We start from the raw sequence: 19,068 nt of genomic DNA, 5'->3' as shown, positions 1-19,068 counted from the left end.
GCAGTGGGCCTCAACGAAAATCTCCGGCCGCATCATGCGGCCGGAGCACAAGAGTATCGATGCGAAGCGACGTGCTACCAGGTCTTCTTCAAGCTGACAGTCGCCGTACGGCCTGCGCCGTAGCCGCAGGAGTTCAGTCCATTGCAGCCTGAGACGTAGCTGGTGTCGAAGATGTTGGAAACGCTAAGCGCAACGCTCCAGTCATCCCGCTCGTAGCGCAGGCTGACATCGAACAGCGCGGTAGCCGGCACCTTGGTCGTATTGGCCTCGTCCGCCCAGCTGTCGCCCAGGAAGCGCACGCCGGCACCGACGGTCAGACCATCGAGATTGTCGGTAAAGTTGTAGTCGACGCCCAGCGATGCAGTCAGTGTCGGGATGCGGGTAGGCGACTTGCCTAGTTCCGTGGTGCCCGTGGCGCGCGTCACTTGGGCTTCGAGATAGGTCAGGGCGCCGCGGATGGTGACGTCCTCGACATTGGCCAGTGCTTCGAGTTCGGCGCCCTTGACGTTGACCGAGCCAACCGGGCTCTGACGAGTCAGATTGCCGGGGATGGGGTCCGGACTAACCACATTGTTGCGGTTGATGTTGAACACCGCAGCGGTGATCAGGCCATCCATAAAGGTTGGTTCGTACTTGATGCCGGCTTCCCACTGCTCGCCGGTTTCGCCGCGATATGGGATGCCTGCCGGGTCGGTGGACAGGGTCGGATTGAACGACGTCGCGTAACTGACATATGGCGTCAGTCCATTGCCGAACTCATAGCCCAAACCCAAGCGGCCGGTGAAGTGGTTCTCGTCGCGCGTCGTGGTCTTGGCTCCCTGGATCGTGGTGTTAGCCGTGTCATATCGACCGTTCAGCGTCAGAATCCACTCGTCGAGCCGGATTTGATCCTGGGCATAGATACCCAACTGCTGCATGTTGGTGACGTCGCCAGGGTTTAGCGTGACCGGGGTGAACGGAATACCGTAGACCGGGTTACGCACGTTGAGATTACCAACATTGCCGGTGTAGGACGTTGCCGCCTCGTGGCGATAATTCTTGTAGTCCACGCCCATCAGTAGAGTGTGGTCGAGCGGGCCGGTCGCGAACTGGCCTACGAGCTGCGTATCGACGGTCAGGATGCCCGCCTTGGTGTGGTGCGCCCAGCGGTCACGCACCAGCTGGTTGCCCGCCAGAGCGTTGAAGCCGGAGCTGTAGATATTGTCTTCGTTGACATCGACTGCGGCATATCGAGCGTTCTGCCGCACGGTCCAGTTGCCGTCGAGCTCCTGCTCGATTTCGTAACCGACAGTGTACTGCTGGCGCTGGTAGAGATCGATCGCTGGCTCGCCATAGTTGAGATCGCGGGGAATGCGCACGCCGCCGGGTGCATCGACTGCCGTACCGATGAACGGCAGAAAGCCGGTCGAGGTGTGGTCAAGATCTACATTTTGGTAGGTGCCGTAGAGTGTGATCGAAGTCGCATCGCTCGGCGTGTAGGTGACGCTGCCCTGAACCACGCCACGCAGGTCGCGGGCATTCTTGGTTTCCCAGCCGCCGCCGGACAACTTGCCCGTCAGCCGGTAGGACACGTCACCATCGGCAAGAACGTCACCGCCGTCGATGCCGAGGTAGGCATTGCCTAAATTGTTGATGCCGGTTTCGGTGGTCAGAAAACGCTCGCCGGTCGGGCGCTTGCTGACGTAATTGACGATGCCCCCGACAGTGGCGCCGCCGTAGAGTACGGAAGCCGGCCCCTTGAGCACTTCGATGCTTTCGAGCAGGTAGGGATCCACCAAGAACGTGCCAAAGCTGTACTGGTACAGCGACAGGTTATCGAGGAACATGCCTGTCTGCTCGGCCTGGAAGCCGCGCACGTAGAACCAGTCGGTGTCGGCATCGGTGCCATAGGTCTGCGTGCTGACGCCGGCCGAATAGCGCAGGGCAGCATCGGCTTTGGGGCCGGGGCTGCTGTCCAGCTGCTTGCGGCTGATAACAGAAATAGACTGCGGCACCTGCGTTACCGCGACGGCCAGCTTGGATCCTGCCGTGGAGCGCACCGACGTCGCATTAAGTCCCGCACCATCGGCCTCGACGACGATTTCACCCAGCGCGATAGGCTGGCTTTGTGCCATTGCCTGCGTGCCGAGGGCGGTCATCATCAGGAGAAGCGGCATCAGCGCGCGGGAGAGCATCGGAGTCATTGAGAGGTTCCTGCAGGACCTGTGGCCAAACTCGCGCCACAGAGATGTTCCAAATAAGGTGACCTATTAACTCAACTTAACTTTTCAGGATTGTCCGTCCTTCTGGTTCGTTGAACGATCTTCCTGCCTTCTCACAGCAGTGTGCCGCGCAGCCAGGCGGCCGGGGTTAGGCCTGCATACTGCTTGAAGACCCGGGTCATGTGGGCTTGATCTGCAAAGCCGGCGGCAGTCGCTGTCTCGCTGAGGCTGCTGGTTTGTTCGTGCAGGCGCGCCTTTACCCACTCTACCCTGGCCTTCACCTGCCATTGATGCGGCGTGACCCCGGTCGAGGCCTTGAATGCCGAATTGAAATAGGATGGGGACAGACCGACCAGTGCCGCAAGCTCCTGCAAGCGAACAGTGATCAGGCAATGTTCCTCGAGATATTGCGTCGCCACCCGCAAACGCCTCGGCGACAATTGGCCCCTCATGTCTCCCCTTGGACGCTCCAGCTGGAACAGTTCGACGAACAGGGCGGTGGCAAGACTTTCACCGTAGACGTTGTGCAGACCGGGGCCGATGCACTCAGCCGCGAGCAGACGCGCCAGCGTTAGGATGCGATCATTGTCGAACATCAGGCGCGGGGTCACCGGAATTCCGCAATCCAGTGGCAGGCCCAGGCGCTTTCCGAAGTGCTGCAGGTCGACATGCAAATCCAGATGCCTCATGCTTACATCTTCACCGAGGAATGACCAAGTCCTGACGCCTGGCGGGATGTAACTCAATCGACCCGACGTGGCTGTCAGATCCTGCGGGTCCAGCTTCAATTGAAGCGACTGCGGCATTGTCTCTTCGAGCACGACAAATAGCCGGGCGTGAGGCGAGACATACTCACCACGGGCCCCAGAGGCTCCGGTTACCTGCCATACGTCGGCGAGCATGCCATCCCAGCTCCGCCAGCTCGGAACGCTGCTTGCAGAAAAGCCTTCGACAATGGACTGCATATTTGGATGAAACATGGGCCCATAAGTTGACAGTTTCGGTCAATTTACGCAAGTTGCGCCGCTGTCATGTCCACTTTCCGGCTGACGGCCAAGCCTGCTCCAAGGTTGATCGTGCTGGTTCCATTTATCCTGTCGGCCTGCGCCGCATTTTTCTGGTCTAGACCCGTATCTGTCCGTCGCCTTTGAAAAAAGGCCCCGGTTTACCCAGGGCCTTTGTGTTCCACGCTACTGCAACGGCGGCTTCTGCAGGAATGACTCCCGGTCGGCCGTCTTGACCCGCACCCAGTTTTCCCGCCCGCCGCGCACGATCCGCAGCGAAAATTCGGCACCGACTGGCGCCTTGGTCCACAGCTTGCGATAGAAATCGGCCAGCCCCAGTACCTCGTCGCCGTCCAGTTCGCTGATGATGTCGCCGCTCTTGAGGCCAGCCTGCTCCGCCGGGCCACCGTCGGCCACGTTCATCACCACGACGCCATTGCTGCTCTCGGCCGAGAATACGCCCAGCCATGGCCGCGAATCCCGCTTCGGACGGCCGGCGGCAATCAGATCATCGAGAACCGGCTTCAGCAGGTCGATTGGCACCACCATGTTGATGTCGGTGGTCTTGCCGGCATGCAACATCTGCAACCGCAGCGAGCCGATGCCGATCAGCCGGTTTTCGGAATCCACCAGCGCCGCACCGCCCCATGACGGGTGAAATGGCGCCGTAAAGATCGCCTCATCCAGCAGGTATTCCCAATAGCCGGCAAACTCCTGCCGAGCGACGATCTCGTTGATCACCTCCTGGCCGCGCCCGTCGACGATCCGCGCCACATCCCGCAACTTGGCTTTCGCGGAATGACCCAGGACCAGGCTGGGCAGGTCCAGCTTCCCAAGCGCCTGCACCAGGCCGAAACCGGTTTCCTGATCATAACCAACCACATGAGCGGGCAGGACCCGCTCGTCATGGGTGGTCAGCCAGATTTCTTCGGCCTCGGTGATCAAATATCCGATGGTAACCACAAGGCCGCTGTCGTCGATCACCACGCCGCTGCCTTCACGCAGCGTGCCGAGCGTCGCGGCGGTGAAGGCGGTGTCGGGTACCATAGCCCTGACGGCCACGACCGATTGTCTAACAATATCAGGCATTCAATTCTCCAGAACTCTGGCTTGTAGATATGGCGCAATCGCTTCGGTGCAAGGCGGAGCGCTCTCGCGTGCAGTTTTTCGCCGACCTCGCTAGTGCCGATCCACCATCTGGCGGTAGTCCGCCAGTACCGCCTCATCCCGTGACCGAGGTGCAATGGGCAGTGCAATATCGGCAACTATTGTGGCCGGGCGTTGCTGCAGCACAATGACTCGGTCAGCTAGACGCGCCGCGTCGTCGGCGAGATGGGAAACAAACAGCACCGTCGGCTGCCCATCGCCCACGACCGCGCGAAACAGCGTGCGCATTTCGGCGACGAGAGCACGATCCAGCGACACAAACGGCTCGTCGAGCAACAGCAGGCTGGCGTTGACCGCGACGGCTCTGGCCAAGGCAACACGACGCTGCATGCCGCCCGACAGCTGATGGGGATAAAGCCCGGCCGCATCGGCCAGCCCGACGCGCTGTAGCGCACTCGCGGCCTGCTTTGGGGTGCAACGGGGATCGACAGCACGAATATTGTTCATCGCCGTCAGCCAAGGCAACAGGCGTGGGTCCTGGAAGACGAAGCCGGGCGTCGGCGCCATCGCGGCCGGCGTGCCATCGACGGTGATGATGCCCGCAAAATCGCTATCGATACCCGCGATCATCCGCAGCAGCGTCGACTTGCCAATGCCCGACGGTCCAATCAGCGCCACCACGCTGCCGGGTGCAATGTCAAACCGCAGACCTTTAAACAGCGGCTCGGATACCCCAAACCGTTTCTCATCGACGGCAATATTCAGCCCGGGACCGATTGCCATCGCAGCGCCCTCCGTTCCAGGGGCCGCAGTACGCCGTATTCAAAGGCCAGCACGACAAGTATGAAACTGGCGGAATAGGCCAGGATCCCGGCGATGTCGAAGAATTGGAACATTATGGCGATGCGATAGCCGACCCCGCCGTCGCTGCCCAGTACCTCGAACACCAACACGATCTTCCAGATCAGCGATAGCCCGGTCCGCGCCGCGGCCAGCACGAAGGGCACCAGCTGAGGCACAAAAATCAGCCGCAACCGGCGCAGTGGCGGCATGCGAAACACCCGACCCAATTCGTCAAAGTCAGCCGAAAAGCTGCGCACCCCTTCGCGCATCGTCACAATGACCAGCGGCACCTTGTTGACGATGACCGCGAGGACCAGCGCTACCTCGGTCAGCCCCAGCCAGATAAAAAGCACGATAGCAACGACGATGGCCGGCAGGTTCAGCCCTACTACCACCCAGGCGGAAAACAGGCGATCCGCCCATCGCACCCTGCCAAGGGCAATGCCAATTATCGTACCCAGCACCATGGCGACCACAAAAGCGATGGACACCCGAACCAGTGTCTTGCCCAGATCGACCAGCAAATTGCCTGCAGTCGCGGCCCTCCACATCTCCTCGGCGACGAGGATTGGCGAAGGAAACAGGCGATGGGCGAACACCATCGACAGCACCTGCCAAAGCAGCAGCAACAGTGGCAGTGACAACACTTCCAGCCAGCCGTTGCGCCGCGTTCCCAGATTGGCTCTCGTCGCCACTGCCCGTGACATCGCTAGTGGCTGTAGCCCTGCCAGAACGTCCCGGGCGCCAAGGCGTCCTGCTCCCCGACGAGGTCGGAACCGCCGAATTCGGCCATCAGCGCAAACGCCTGTTCGGCAGCTTCCATCGTGTTCGGGTCATAGTGCCTGACGATGCCAGCGTGGTAGTCCTCGCGCAGTTGAACGAAAAGCGCGTCGTCGTCTAGGGCGCCCATCAGTCCTTGCAGCTTGACCCAGACAGCATCATCATTGAGCAAAATACCCTTGGCCTCAAAGGACGCGTCGAGGAACGCCAAGAGCGCAGCGTGCTTTTGCTCTGCGGTTTCGTCGGCAAAGGTCCAGCCCAGCAGCGGCGGCTGCTCGGACACGCCGAGAGCCTGCAGCATATCGGCGACTGAAACCAGCTCGCTTGCGCCCGCCATCTTGGCGCGCGCGTTCCACTGCCAGAAATTCAGGGCCGCGTTGATTTGGCCATTGCCCAGCAGCTCGTTGACAAGAGGGGGCGCGCCATAGTTGGCAGTTACATCATCGACAAGTTTGGCGCCGGTTACGCTGTTGTAGTAGGCCTGCAGGATAACCCAGCTCTTGTCGACCGGCCCACCGGCAACGCCGATCGTTTTGCCCTTCAGGTCGGCAACGCCCGCGATGTCGCTTCCCTCTGGCACAATCAAACCGCCAACCGTGAGCGAATGGGGCACCATGGTCACCATATTGCCCCTGCTGCGCTGGATGCTGACCCACACGAAGTCCGACAGGATGACATCTACGGCGCCGGCCTGCAGAGCGATCTGTCCAGCGCGGCTATCGGCCAGCGGCCGGATTTCCAGCGTCACGCCATGCTTGGTGTCGAGCCCGAGCGCCTTGATGGTCTCGATTTCCCACTGCACCGTGCCCGATTCCTGCACGCCGACAATTAGCATTGGCGCGCCTTCGGATTGTGCCGCAGCGCGCGCGATGGGCAGCAATGCCAGCGTCGCCAGCACGAGGGTCACAAATACGCGCATCGCCGCTTCCATTCAGTTTGGTCAACCCTGCTGGCCATAGCACCGGCAAATGCTTTCTGCCAACGCGATACTATGCTTGGGTCTGCTTGGCTGGCTCGTCGACTGCGCCGCGGCGCTGCAACAGCATGGCTGCGGTGCTGCAGATCAGCGCCCACGCCGCGCCCAGGCACCATCCGGCCAGCACGTCACTCGGATAATGCACGCCCATGAAGATGCGGCTTGATCCCACGATGGCGGTCAGAAAGATCGCAGCGCCTAGGGTGAAAATTCGCAAGGCCCGTGTCGGCGCCAATTGCGACAGAACGGCACCCAGAGTGAGGAAGGTCACCGCCGATAGCATCGCATGGCCGCTCGGAAAACTGGAGGTGAACTGGTGTGACATCACCGTCAGATCGGGCCGAGGACGGTTATAGCTCATCTTGAGCACGGTACTGAGCAGCGTACCACTGAGCACTGATACAACCACCAGAACGGCGGTAGCCCGCATGCGTGCCATAACCAGATAGACGCAGACCCCCAGCACGATCAATCCGAGCAGCGAAAAGCTGCCGAGGGCGGTAATGTCGCGCACCATTTCATGCACCCATTCCGGTCCGATGACCTGATCTACATTGGCCGGGTCGCGGAACAGCATCAGGATGGAATTGTCGAACTGCTCCATCTCGCCTTCGAGCATTTCGCCGGCAATTTGCAGGAAAGCCAATATCAACCCGCTGATGATGGCGATTGCCGCGAGGAGCGGCGCCTCGCCGGTGACGAAGTCGCGCACGCGGCGGACGTGAGGGTGGCCCCAGTGTTGGAACATTTTGACGCTTCCTTGTTCGCTGACGCAACGTACCATGCCGCCACACGTTCCGCAGGACCAGCCACGCGCGAGGACCGGAACGACCATGGCCGACCTGACCCACTATGTCATCCTCAACTCAAATGCCGGCACCGCCAATGCCACAGGGGTAGACGCGGCCTCGCTCGCCAAATTGTTCGAGGCTAACGGTCTCAATGCCGAAATCGACGCGCGCAGCGACGTAACCCTTTCCCAGCGTATCGCTGACGCCATGGCCAGCGCGGCACCGACCGTCGTTGCGGCAGGCGGCGATGGCACCATTACGGCCCTCGCTGCCGCCCTGGTCGATTCCGACAAGAACCTGGCCATCCTGCCGCTTGGCACGGTCAATGCCCTAGCCAAAGACCTGCACGTGCCCCTGGCCCTGCCTCAGGCCGTCGCTGCACTGGTGACGGGCGAAGCGCACCGCATCGATGTCGGCGAGGTCAATGGCCGTATTTTCCTGCACAAGGTGGTGGTCGGGCTTATTCCAGGCCTCGCGGCCGGTCGCGAGCACATTCGCGGCCGCTATGACACCTCGGCCAAAATTGGGTTCCTGCGCTATATCTTCCGACGTCTTGCTCGTGCCAAGCGCATTGCGGTTGTCATCGAAACTGAATCGGGTGTTCGTCGCGTCGAACGCATCCAGGCCATGGCCGTCGCCAGCAATTCCTATGACGAAGGGCTCGGCCACTTCTTTTCCCGCGGCAGTCTCGATCGCGGCATGCTGACGCTTTACGTGCTGCGCCACTTCACCGCTCGCGATTTTATCCGCCTCACGACGGGCATGCTGCTAGGTCGCTGGAAGAACGATGAGGCCCTGACCATGGAAAGCGTCAACTCGGTCACCATCGATACCCGCAAGGATCTGATCAAGGTCATGTTCGACGGCGAAGTCGAGACGCTGCGTACCCCCCTGCAGTTCAAGATCAAGCCCAAGGCACTCTCGGTTATCGTGCCCGCCATGGCCTCGGCACCGGCGGTAGCAGCATGAAAATTCTCCATGTCTCCGATCTGCATTTTGGTCACCACGACCCGGCCCTGGCGGAGGGCTTTGCCGAGGACATAAATGCCCAGAACCCCGACCTGGTGGTTGTCAGTGGCGACTTCACGCAAATCGGTACTAAGGAAGAGTTCGGGCAGGCACGAGAATTTCTGGACAAGCTCGACGCACCCGTATTCGCCGTGCCTGGAAATCACGACGTTCCGGCAGTCAACATCCTGCGCCGTTTTTTCGATCCTTACGGCTTTTACAAGCGCTACATCTCCCCTGACCTCGAGCCCTTCCTCGAAATGGATGGCGTCGCACTAGTGGGGATGCGCACCTCGCGTCGGGCGCGCCTGGAATGGAACTGGGGTCACGGCACTATTTCACGCGGTCAGCTGGAAGATCTGGAGGAGCGCTTCGCCAAGGCCTCGCCGGATGCCGTACGCATCATCGTTGCGCATCATCCCCTGTTGTTCCCGACCGCGCCGATGATGCAGAAGACCAAGCGCGTGAAGCGCGCCGACGATGCTCTCGAAACCTTTGCGAGCCTCGGCGTGCGCCTCGTTCTATCGGGGCATTTCCATCTCTCCTACGTCCGCAAGCATCAAACCAAAGCGGCTGCACGTGAAGGCCAGCCGATTGGCCTGAGTAAATCGACAGTTGCGCCCATTCTGATCGCCCAGGCTTCGTCCGCCATTTCGACACGGCTACGAGGCGAGCCCAACGCCTACAATCTGATCGATATCAATCCCGAGCGCATTTCGGTGACGGTGCGCGAATGGCGCGACAATGCCTGGGTCACCCGTGACAAGGCGACAGAGCCCGTGTGAACATCTGCCAGGCCGGCCAACCTTTGCGATTGTCAAGCTTGGGCACAGGGCCGACACCCCACAAATACCAGCATATGCTCAACAAAAAGGCAATTTGCATACGAATGCAAAATGGTATTGCATTCGTATGCAAGGCCGCTTACCAATTGTGACGTGCGGAAGACAAATGGCTGGGACGGGTCAGTTGAGCAAGTGACCTGATCTGGCTGCGGGAGCGTAAACGACAACAGGGGATGGTCGGCGCACTGTTCAGGGGAGCGCCGTTCACCATCAGGAGAACGAAATGAAGCTTATGTTGAAGACCACCGTGTCGCTTGGGGTTCTTTGCCTCACTGCAGGCACTGCGTTCGCCGCTTGCGGCATCGAGGGTACCGGTTCGGTCCGTATCCTTTCCAACGATTTCGAGGCCCTGCGCCTCGTCAACACCACAGCCAGCGAATGCGCCGCTGATGGCGTGACCGTCGCTGCCAATGCGACCGCCGAGCACAAGAACCTCCAGGTTCCGGCCCTCTCGATCAACCCGGCCGAATATACCGTCGCCGTGGTCGCCAACAATTCCATCGTGCCGCTGCTCAACGACGACCTGATCCGTCCGCTTGACGATCTGGTTGCCAAGTATGGCGCTGCCCTGCAGCCCAACCAGTTGATCAAGATCGACGGCAAGACCATGGCCATTGCTTTCATGGGCAATGCGCAGCATCTGTTCTACCGCAAGGACATTCTCGACAAGGCCGGCATTGCCGAACCCAAGTCCTACGAGGAAATCCTCGCTGCAGCAGAAAAGATCAAGGCCGATGGCCTGATGGACTATCCGCTGGCCGCTTCTGACAAGCCCGGCTGGGATTTGGCTGCCGAATTCGTCAACACCTATCTTGGCACCAGCGGCGAATTCTTCGCGCCCGGCTCGGCCGAGCTGGCGATCGATAACGAAGACGGCCTCAAGACCCTCGAAAACATGAAGGCACTGACCGCCTATATGGACCCCGACTACCTGACCTTCGACGCCAATGGCATCCAGGCCGAATACAAGGCCGGCAACGTTGCGATGATGGTACAGTGGGGCTCACTCGCCGGCGATATGCTTGCTGGCGAAGGCGCCGCGGAAGGCGTGGTGGCAAATACCGTGCTCACCAGTGCTCCGACCATTGCTGGCGGCACGACCCCGGCGGTAGCCCTGTGGTGGGACGGTTTCACCATCGCCAAGAACATCTCCGATGAAGACGCAGCGGCCTCGTTTCAGGCCATGGTGCACGGCATTAGCCCGGAAATGGTTGCAGCCAACCCCACCGTCGCAACCTGGCTGGTTGCTGGCTTCGAGCCAGGCCCGACTGCGGTTGGCGTGATCGCGACCGCCAATGCCGGCGCCCGCGCTTACCCGATGCAGCCCTACATGGGCTTGCTGCACACGGCTCTGTCCGCCGAGCTGGCTGAGTTCATGGCCGGTACCGAAGACGCTGCAACGGCCCTGGCCGACGTCAAGGCTGCCTACGACACCGCTGCCAAGGAAGGCGGCTACCTGTAAGGGTAACCGTCCCGGATGGGGCGGATTGTGCCCATCCACGGAATGCACCTCCCCCTTGACGGGGGAGGTTGGGAGGGGGTGGCGTTTAGCCCCGATATTAGGGCCAAACGACCCCCTCCCTTGATCCCTCCCCGCAAGGGGGAGGGTGTCGACTGATATATTTGCGCACCAGACTATGGTCAGCGCACACTCGCCAGCTCAGCTTCCGGGGAGGCATTGCATGCCGCATAAGACATTCTTTGCCTTCATCTTGCCCTCGCTGATCGCGATGGTGCTGTTCATCGCGCTACCGATCGTTTCGGTGATCGTGCAGAGCCTGCACGTCGAGCATGCCCGCGTGCTGGTCGAGGTCGAGAGCTGCCAGCCCTTTGGCGGCTGCACCACCGAGACCCGCGTCGACACTGCCGCCATGGCGGAATTGCGCGCGGAAAAGCCGATGGGCCAGTTTAACGGGCTTGGCACCTACCTCAATCGCGGTCACCTGGCCGTTAATGAGATCGGCGCAATCCTTGCCAGCAATAATGGCTTCGGCGATATCGCCACCCGCATCTACAATCTGCCCTTCTACAAAGCGCTGAGCTTCACGCTGGTGTTCTGCTTCGTGGTGACGCCGCTGGCCATGGCCCTTGGCTTTGCCATCGCGCTGGCGGTCAATGCACTGCCCAAGGTGACCAAGGGGCCGGTGATCTTTTTCTCGCTGCTGCCCATGATCATCACGCCGCTGATCGGCTCGCTGATCCTTTACTGGATGATCCAGTCGAACGGCATCATCGGTGCCAGCCTGCAACACCTGTTCAACGACCCGACGCTGTCGCTGCGCGCTTCGCCGGTGCTGACCTGGGCCTCGCTGCTGTTTTATGGCGTCTGGACCAATGCGCCCTTCAGCTTCGTGGTGTTTTATGCCGGCCTGCAAACGGTGCCGGGCGACACGCTCGAATCGGCGATGATCGACGGTGCCAGTCGCTGGGAGCGCATCCGCTTCGTCATCATTCCCCATCTGGCGCCGCTGGCCACCTTTGTCGCCCTGGTGCAACTGATGGACAATTTCCGGGTTTTCGAGCCCATCGTCGGTTTCTCGGCTGAAGCCAATGCAACGTCGTTGAGCTGGCTGATTTTCAACGACCTGTCCGGCGACGCCAAACTGTTCGGTTCGGCCGGCGCCACCTCGGTGCTGACCATTGTCGGCGTCATCGTCCTGCTGATGCCGGTGCTGATCCGCACCTGGCAAGAATTCAACCACAAGGTGGTGTGACCCATGTCTGACGCAACGCTGTCGCAAAAACGCCCGCTGCCGCTGACTATTCTCATCACCGTTTTCATCGTGATCTGGGTCGTGCTGGCCGCATTCCCCTTCATCTGGACCGTCTGGGGATCGTTCAAGGTCGAGCCCGATTTCTTCTCCCGCCAAAGCTGGTGGAACGCTATTTTCGGCACCTACACCCAGGCCCAGAATGACGGCAACTCTTTCACCGGCGACGGCTATTACGGCGCCTGGGTGACCCGCGAATTCTGGCGCGCCGCCGGCAATACCGCCATCGTGACAGTCTCGGTCACGATCATTTCGCTGACGCTGGGAACCTTGGGCGGCTATGCCCTGGCACGCTCGGGCCGGGGCTATGCCTTCTGGATATTGATCCTGGCGCTGGTGTTCCGTGCCATGCCACATATCACGCTGGTTTCGGGCTACCTGTTGCCCTTCTTCCAGCTCAATATCTGGGGCGTGCTGCCGACCTCGATCATCGTGCTGGTGGCCATCAATCAGCCCTTCACGCTGTGGATGCTGCACTCGTTCTTCCTGTCGATCCCCAAGGATCTCGACGAAAGCGCCATGGTCGACGGCTGCTCACGCTTCGAGGCGTTCCGGCGCGTCATCATTCCGGTAATGTGGCCGGGCGTCGTCACCACTGGCCTGTTCAGCTTCCTGCTGGCCTACAACGACTTCGCCACCACCTCTATGCTGCTGTCCTCAGATAACCAGACCATGGTGCCCAAGATCTCAAGTTTCCTCGGCTCGGTGCAGGAACAGGGCAATGTCATGTTTGCAGTGGCCGCCGTGGTCTCGGCCACCGTGCCGCTGTTCATCCTCGTTCTCTTTTTCCAACGCCAGATCGTCAGCGGACTGACCGCCGGCGCAGTGAAAGGCTAGTCCAGTAATGGCCCAGATCCGTCTTAAGAACGTCTCCAAGCGCTGGACCAATTTTGTCGGCGTCGACAATTTCAACCTCGACATTGCCGATCAGGAATTCCTCGTCCTGCTCGGTCCATCCGGCTGCGGCAAGACCACCACCATGCGCATGATCGCCGGGCTGGAAGACGTCACCGAAGGCGAGATCTGGATCGGCGACCGCTTGGTCAACAAGCTCGAGCCCAAAGACCGCGATATCTCCATGGTTTTCCAGAGCTACGGGCTCTATCCGAACATGACGGTCTACGAGAACATCCGTTTCCCGCTCAAGGTCCGCAAAGTCCCGCAGGAGCAGCACCATGATCGCGTCATGGCCGCCTCCAAGATGGTCGAACTCGATGATTTCCTGCAGCGTCGCCCGGCGGCCTTGTCCGGTGGCCAACGCCAGCGCGTTGCGCTGGCCCGCGCCATCGTGCGCGAGCCCAATGCCTTCCTGATGGACGAGCCGCTATCCAATCTCGATGCCAAGCTGCGCGTATCGACCCGCGCCCAGATCAAGAACCTGCACCACACGCTCAAGCGCACTACCATCTATGTCACCCACGACCAGATCGAGGCCATGACCCTCGCCGACCGCGTCGTGGTGATGAGCAAGGGCCTGATTCAGCAGGTCGGCACGCCGATGGAAATTTACGATCGTCCGGCCAACACCTTCGTCGCCAGCTTCATCGGCTCGCCGGCCATGAACCTTATCCCCGGCCACATGCAGGATGGCGTATTCACCGGCGACCACATTCGCGTGGATGGTCTATCGACCCAGGTCAATGGTCCTGTCACCCTCGGCTTCCGCGCCGAAGACGCCGTCATGGCTGGCGAAACAGGGCAGATCGAGGCCCCGATTTACACCGTGGAACTGCTCGGCGAGGCCACCATGATTTCCATGCGCGTCGCTGGAGAACTGGTCTCGATCAAGGTCGCCAAGGACTATCGCGCCGAAATCGGCGACGTAGTCCGCGTCAACATCGCGCCCGCCGCCTGTCACCTGTTTGACCAGTCGACCGGCCAGCGTATCGTTCCGGGCATCTGAAATGATCGGGGAGCCGGCTTTGGCCATCGACCCAACCGAGCAGGCGAGCCGCAAGGCCTTCGCCGATAGCCTCGCCCGCCATGGCCTGACCATGAACGCCGACGAGGCCCAAAGCGTTTATAAGCTCGTCGCATGGATGAGCGATGGCCTGACTGGGCTAGATGCGTCGTTACCGGCAAATACCGAAAGCGCTGCCGACGCCGCGCTTGATCTGTCCCTTTTCGAACAGGGAAATTGCCTGCGCGATGGCCGCCTCACCTCCGTCGCCTTGGTCGAGGCGTATATCCGGCGCATCGAAGCGCGCGACACCGTCTATCGAGCCTTTTACGCCGTCGACCGCGAAGGCGCTTTGGCCGCCGCCCGCCGGGCCGATGCCGACTTCGCCGAAGGCGGTGACTCTGGCCACCTGCAGGGCATTCCGGTCGGCATCAAAGACCTGATCGACGTCGAAGGCCTGCCGACTACTGCTAATGCGCCGGGTCGCAAAACTGCAGTTGCCCAAACTGACGCAGAAGTCGTCAAGCGCCTGCGTGCTGCCGGCGCAATCATCATCGGCAAGCTCGCAACGTACGAATGGGGTACGGTTGGCCCCGACGATCGCGGGGCGTTCCCACCAGCGCGCAACCCCTGGAGCCTCGACCACATCACCGGCGGCTCCTCCTCCGGCAGCGCCGTCGCTGTTGCAGGTGGCCTGCTGCGCACCACGCTTGGCACCGACACCGGCGGCTCGCTGCGTGGCCCGGCCTTCTATTGCGGCGTCGTCGGTCTCAAGCCCACCCTCGGCCTAGTGCCAAACTCCGGCGTGCTCGCCATGTCCGCCAGCATGGACCATATAGGCCCGATGAGCGCTACCGTCGCCGAAGCCGCGCTGACGCTGGACGTCATCGCCGATCTGCCGGCAGAGCGCTCCGCCTCGCGGTTGATCGGACAATCCATCGCCGGCAAGCGCATCGGCTACGCCCGCAACTGGTTCGCCCGCGATCCACAGACCATGTCCGCCGTGCTGACGGCCATGGATGCGGCCATCTCGACCCTGTCGCAACTTGGTGCCGTCATCGAGGAAATCGAACTCCCCGATTATCCTGCCGTCGAAGTCGCCGCCGCTGCGATCCTGCACAAGGAAAGCTTCGATTATCACGCCCCCGAACTGCGTGATCATCCCGAAGCCTTCGGCCGTCGCGCCTTCCTGAGCATTGCAGCAGGTGTTGCCGTGACCGATGGAGAACTGACCGCGGCCCGCAATGCCGGCTCGCGCTTCCGCAGCGAGGTCGATCGCCTGCTCGACCGCCACGACGCCATCGTCACCGTTGGCGCGCTAACCACTGCTTTGTTGGCCGCGCCCTTCGAAAAGGAAGCCGTCTGGACCCCGATGCGCACCATCGGCTTCAACGTCAGCGGTCACCCGGTGCTGGCTTTGCCCATCGGCTTCCATGACGGCCTGCCCATCGGCATGCAGGTCATTGGCCGCCATCACGCCGAGGCCACGATCATCCAGTTAGGCGACGCGTTCGAGCGCGCCACCGATCACGCTGTCCAGCGTCCACCACAGCCGACCTGAAAGTTTGCGATGCCTTTATCGGGCGCGCACGAAGGTCGATATTTACAAATTTGCATACGTATGCAGAATAGCGAAAAAGGAGCGGCACATGCCAGTTTGGCTTAAGCGCGGTAAAAATGTCGAGGAGCGGGCGGAGGCGGATCGTCAAGTCCGCGCCACCGTAGAAGGCATTCTCGGCGATATCGAAAAGCGCGGCGATGCGGCTGTGCGCGAGCTGTCGCAGAAGTTCGATAACTGGGACCGCACCGATTTCCGCCTCAGCCAGCGCGAAATTGACGACTGCATGGCCCAGCTGACCGACCAGGATTTGATCGACATCGAATTCGCCCAGACCCAGGTGCGCAATTTTGCGCAGGCGCAGCGCGCCACCATGCAGGACCTCGAGATCGAAACGCTGCCCGGCGTCATCCTCGGCCACAAGCATGTCCCGATCAATGCCGTGGGCTGCTATGTCCCCGGCGGCAAATATCCGCTGCTCGCCTCGGCCCATATGTCGGTAATCACCGCCAAGGTCGCCGGCTGCGAGCGCGTCATCACTTGTGCTCCACCCTTTGGAGCCAAGCCGGCACCGGCCGTCGTTGCCGCACAAGCAATGGCCGGTGCCGATGAAATCTACGTCCTCGGCGGCATTCAGGCCATCGGCGCGATGGCGATCGGCACCGAGAGCATCGTCGCCATCGATATGCTGGTCGGCCCCGGCAATGCCTTCGTCGCCGAAGCCAAGCGCCAGTTGTTCGGACGCGTCGGCATCGACCTCTTTGCCGGCCCGACCGAGACCCTGGTCATCGCCGATGAAACCGTTGACGGCGAAATCTGCGCCACCGATCTGCTCGGCCAAGCCGAGCATGGTCCGACCACGCCGGCAATCCTTTTGACCAATTCGGAAAAGCTGGCCCGCGAGACCATGGCCGAAATCGAGCGCCTGCTGGCCATCCTGCCAACCGGCGAGATTGCTCGCAAATCGTGGAACGACTTCGGCGAAGTCATCGTATGCGACAGCTACGAGGAAATGCTGGCCGAAGCCGACCGCATCGCTTCCGAGCATGTGCAGGTGATGACCGACCGCGACATGTGGTTCCGTGACAATATCACCAACTATGGCGCGCTATTCCTCGGACCCCGCACCAATGTCGCCTATGGCGATAAGGTGATTGGCACCAATCACACCCTCCCCACGATGAAGGCGGCGCGCTATACGGGTGGCCTGTGGGTGGGGAAATTCATGAAGACCTGTACGTGGCAGACCGTCACGACCGACGCGGCCTCGGCTATGATCGGCGAATACGGCTCGCGCATTTCTATGCTTGAAGGCTTCGTTGGCCACGCGGAACAGGCCAATGTGCGCGTGCGCCGCTACGGCGGCCGCAATGTGCCCTATGGCACTGGCGCCACCCCGCGCGAGGCTGCCGAATAGCATGACCCTGCCGCGCACCCCCAGCTTCCGTCTTGATGGCAAGCGCGCCCTCGTAACCGGGGGCACACGCGGCATCGGGCTGGGCGCGTCGGTGGCGCTGGCTGAAGCCGGTGCCGCGGTGACCATTGCGGCCCGCACGGCCGGCGATATCGAGGCGCTGGTCAACCAGATGGCCGATGCCGGGTTGGGTGCCGAGGGAGTTGCCCTCGACATCACCGACAATGACGCGGTCCGCCAGTTCGTCGCCGAAGTCGAGCCATTCCAGATCCTCGTCAATTCGGCCGGCACGGCGCGCCACTCCAGCTTTGCCGACATCACCCCGGCCAATTACCAGGCGGTGATGGACCTGAACCTATCCGCCACGCTTTTCGTCTCCCAGGCGGTTGTGGCGCGACTGATGGAGTCGGGTCTGCCCGGCTCCATCATCCATATTTCGTCCCAGATGGGCCATGTCGGCGGGCCGAACCGCGCCGTCTATGCCGCCAGCAAGTTTGCAGTTGAAGGCCTGAGCAAGGCCATGGCTATCGAGCTCGGCGCTCATAATATCCGCGTCAATACCGTCTGCCCGACCTTCATCGAGACCGAATTGACCGCCAAGAACCTCAGTGATCCGGATTTCAGGTCATGGGTTCTGTCCAAGATCAAGCTGGGTCGCCTCGGCAAGGTCGAGGATATCATGGGTCCGATAGTGTTCCTCGCCTCCGACGCCGCCGCTTTGGTGACCGGGGCTTCCCTTCTGGTGGATGGTGGATGGACATCGGAGTAAAAAAACCGGGCGTCACCTCGAGCCAGGTCGCCGAACATGCGGGCGTCTCGCAATCGGCTGTCTCGCGTACCTTTACCCCCGGCGCCTCGATTTCATCCAAGACTCGGACCAAGGTTCTCGCCTCGGCCAAGCAGCTGGGGTACCGGCCAAATGCCATCGCCCGCTCGCTGATTACCAACCGATCGCGCATCATCGCCGTGGTGATGGCCTATCTCGAAAACCTGTTTTATCCCGACGTACTCGAAGAACTGGGCCGGGCGCTGGCTGCCGAGAATTATCACCTGCTGCTGTTCACCGGCTTCATGGACCGCGATAGCGATCCGGTGTTCGACCAGCTGATGCAATATCGCGTCGATGGTATCATCCTGGCCTCGACCTCGCTGTCGTCCGAGCTATCGGAAGAATGCGCTACCGCAGGCATTCCCGTGGTCCTGTTCAACCGCACCACCGAGCGCGACGCCGTTTCCAGCGTCACTACGCGCAACAAGGAAGGCGGCAGGCGCATTGCCGATTTCTTCGTCGCCGGCGGCCATAAGACATTTGGATATATCGCAGGCCTCGAAAACTCATCGACCAACCGCGACCGTCAGCAAGGATATGTCGAAGGCCTCGCCGCACTTGGTTTCGACACCGTCGTCATCGAGACCGGCAATTATTCGCGCCCCGACGCGGAAGCTGCCGCGCGGAAAATGTTCTCGCGCGCCGATCGTCCCGAAGCCCTGTTCGTCGCCAATGATCATATGGCCGTCGCCGTGATGGACGTTGCCCGCCATGAATTTGGCATCAGGATACCCGAGGATCTGTCCATCGTCGGCTATGACGACGTGGGCCCGGCCAAGTGGACCTCCTATGGCATCACCTCGATGAGCCAGCCGGTCAAGCGCATGGTCGAGGCCACCGTCGAAATCCTGATGGACCAGATTGCCAGCGGCGAAATCGAAGCCGAGCATCGCATCCTCAACGGCGACCTGTTCGTTCGCACCTCGGCGCGGCTTCCCGCCGCCGGCATCGTCATGCGCGACGGCCAGCAGATCTATCGGCCCAAGGAGGCGTGATGACTATCCAACACCTCCCGCGGACCGCCGCGGGCACGTCTGTCAA

17 protein-coding genes are annotated in these 19,068 nt (G+C 61.2%); 10 read left to right on the top strand and 7 right to left on the bottom strand.

Translation table 11 applies throughout. The features are described 5' to 3' along the window. Positions 1-74: 74 nt before the first annotated feature. From WH91_RS17425 to WH91_RS17395, 7 genes are all read right to left on the bottom strand, one after another. Entirely contained in the window at positions 75-2,183 is a 2,109-nt protein-coding gene (locus tag WH91_RS17425; protein ID WP_046172278.1) for a TonB-dependent siderophore receptor, read from the bottom strand. A 131-nt stretch (positions 2,184-2,314) separates the two neighbouring features. After that, a complete protein-coding gene (locus WH91_RS17420; RefSeq protein WP_199533540.1) occupies positions 2,315-3,103 on the bottom strand; it encodes a helix-turn-helix domain-containing protein in 789 nt (262 codons plus the stop codon). A gap of 288 nt (positions 3,104-3,391) precedes the next feature. Further along, entirely contained in the window at positions 3,392-4,294 is a 903-nt protein-coding gene (locus tag WH91_RS17415; protein WP_046172276.1) for a S1C family serine protease, read from the bottom strand. 90 nt (positions 4,295-4,384) lie between these two features. Beyond that, positions 4,385-5,095 carry an ABC transporter ATP-binding protein gene (locus WH91_RS17410; RefSeq protein WP_046172275.1) on the bottom strand — a complete coding sequence of 237 codons (711 nt, stop codon included), beginning with the start codon at positions 5,093-5,095 and terminating at the stop codon, positions 4,385-4,387. After that, entirely contained in the window at positions 5,074-5,850 is a 777-nt protein-coding gene (locus WH91_RS17405; protein ID WP_244542378.1) for an ABC transporter permease, read from the bottom strand. Before WH91_RS17405 ends, WH91_RS17410 begins: the two co-directional genes overlap by 22 nt. 14 nt (positions 5,851-5,864) lie before the next feature. After that, entirely contained in the window at positions 5,865-6,854 is a 990-nt protein-coding gene (locus WH91_RS17400; RefSeq protein ID WP_046172274.1) for an ABC transporter substrate-binding protein, read from the bottom strand. 70 nt (positions 6,855-6,924) lie between these two features. After that, positions 6,925-7,659 (bottom strand): phosphatase PAP2 family protein, encoded by a 735-nt coding sequence (locus tag WH91_RS17395; protein WP_074797515.1) that lies wholly within the window; start codon positions 7,657-7,659, stop codon positions 6,925-6,927. Between the two features lie 85 nt (positions 7,660-7,744). Here WH91_RS17395 and WH91_RS17390 point away from each other — a divergent pair, with 85 nt between their 5' ends. The 10 genes from WH91_RS17390 (at position 7,745) to WH91_RS17345 (ending at position 19,022) form a co-directional block, all read left to right on the top strand. Next, the gene (locus WH91_RS17390; protein WP_046172273.1) at positions 7,745-8,671 is read left to right on the top strand and encodes a diacylglycerol/lipid kinase family protein; all 927 of its coding nucleotides are present in this window, start codon (positions 7,745-7,747) and stop codon (positions 8,669-8,671) included. Then, complete coding sequence (locus WH91_RS17385; RefSeq protein ID WP_046172272.1) at positions 8,668-9,495, top strand: metallophosphoesterase family protein; 828 nt, start codon at positions 8,668-8,670, stop codon at positions 9,493-9,495. Before WH91_RS17390 ends, WH91_RS17385 begins: the two co-directional genes overlap by 4 nt. Positions 9,496-9,778: 283 nt before the next feature. Then, complete coding sequence (locus WH91_RS17380; RefSeq protein WP_244542379.1) at positions 9,779-11,017, top strand: ABC transporter substrate-binding protein; 1,239 nt, start codon at positions 9,779-9,781, stop codon at positions 11,015-11,017. A 220-nt stretch (positions 11,018-11,237) separates the two neighbouring features. After that, a complete protein-coding gene (locus WH91_RS17375) occupies positions 11,238-12,269 on the top strand; it encodes a carbohydrate ABC transporter permease (RefSeq protein ID WP_046172271.1) in 1,032 nt (343 codons plus the stop codon). A gap of 3 nt (positions 12,270-12,272) precedes the next feature. Further along, entirely contained in the window at positions 12,273-13,163 is an 891-nt protein-coding gene (locus WH91_RS17370) for a carbohydrate ABC transporter permease (RefSeq protein WP_046172270.1), read from the top strand. Positions 13,164-13,170: 7 nt separating this feature from the next. Next, positions 13,171-14,229 (top strand): ABC transporter ATP-binding protein, encoded by a 1,059-nt coding sequence (locus tag WH91_RS17365; RefSeq protein WP_046172269.1) that lies wholly within the window; start codon positions 13,171-13,173, stop codon positions 14,227-14,229. 19 nt (positions 14,230-14,248) lie between these two features. After that, positions 14,249-15,787 (top strand): amidase, encoded by a 1,539-nt coding sequence (locus WH91_RS17360; RefSeq protein ID WP_244542380.1) that lies wholly within the window; start codon positions 14,249-14,251, stop codon positions 15,785-15,787. 88 nt (positions 15,788-15,875) lie between these two features. Further along, on the top strand, positions 15,876-17,201 hold the full coding sequence (hisD, locus tag WH91_RS17355; RefSeq protein WP_046172268.1) for a histidinol dehydrogenase: 1,326 nt from the start codon (positions 15,876-15,878) through the stop codon (positions 17,199-17,201). A gap of 1 nt (position 17,202) precedes the next feature. Next, positions 17,203-17,967, top strand: a complete 765-nt coding sequence (locus WH91_RS17350; RefSeq protein WP_046172267.1) for an SDR family NAD(P)-dependent oxidoreductase — start codon at positions 17,203-17,205, stop codon at positions 17,965-17,967. Further along, positions 17,952-19,022: a LacI family DNA-binding transcriptional regulator gene (locus WH91_RS17345; protein ID WP_046172266.1), complete on the top strand. Its 1,071-nt coding sequence runs from the start codon at positions 17,952-17,954 to the stop codon at positions 19,020-19,022. The genes WH91_RS17350 and WH91_RS17345 overlap by 16 nt, the downstream gene beginning before the upstream one ends. The last annotated feature ends 46 nt before the right edge of the window (positions 19,023-19,068 follow it).

Origin of the sequence: Devosia psychrophila (genome assembly GCF_000971275.1) — a bacterium.
Classification (GTDB): Bacteria; Pseudomonadota; Alphaproteobacteria; order Rhizobiales; family Devosiaceae; genus Devosia; species Devosia psychrophila.
Note: the sequence above shows the minus strand (reverse complement) of the source record. Positions and strands in the feature narration are given on the sequence as shown.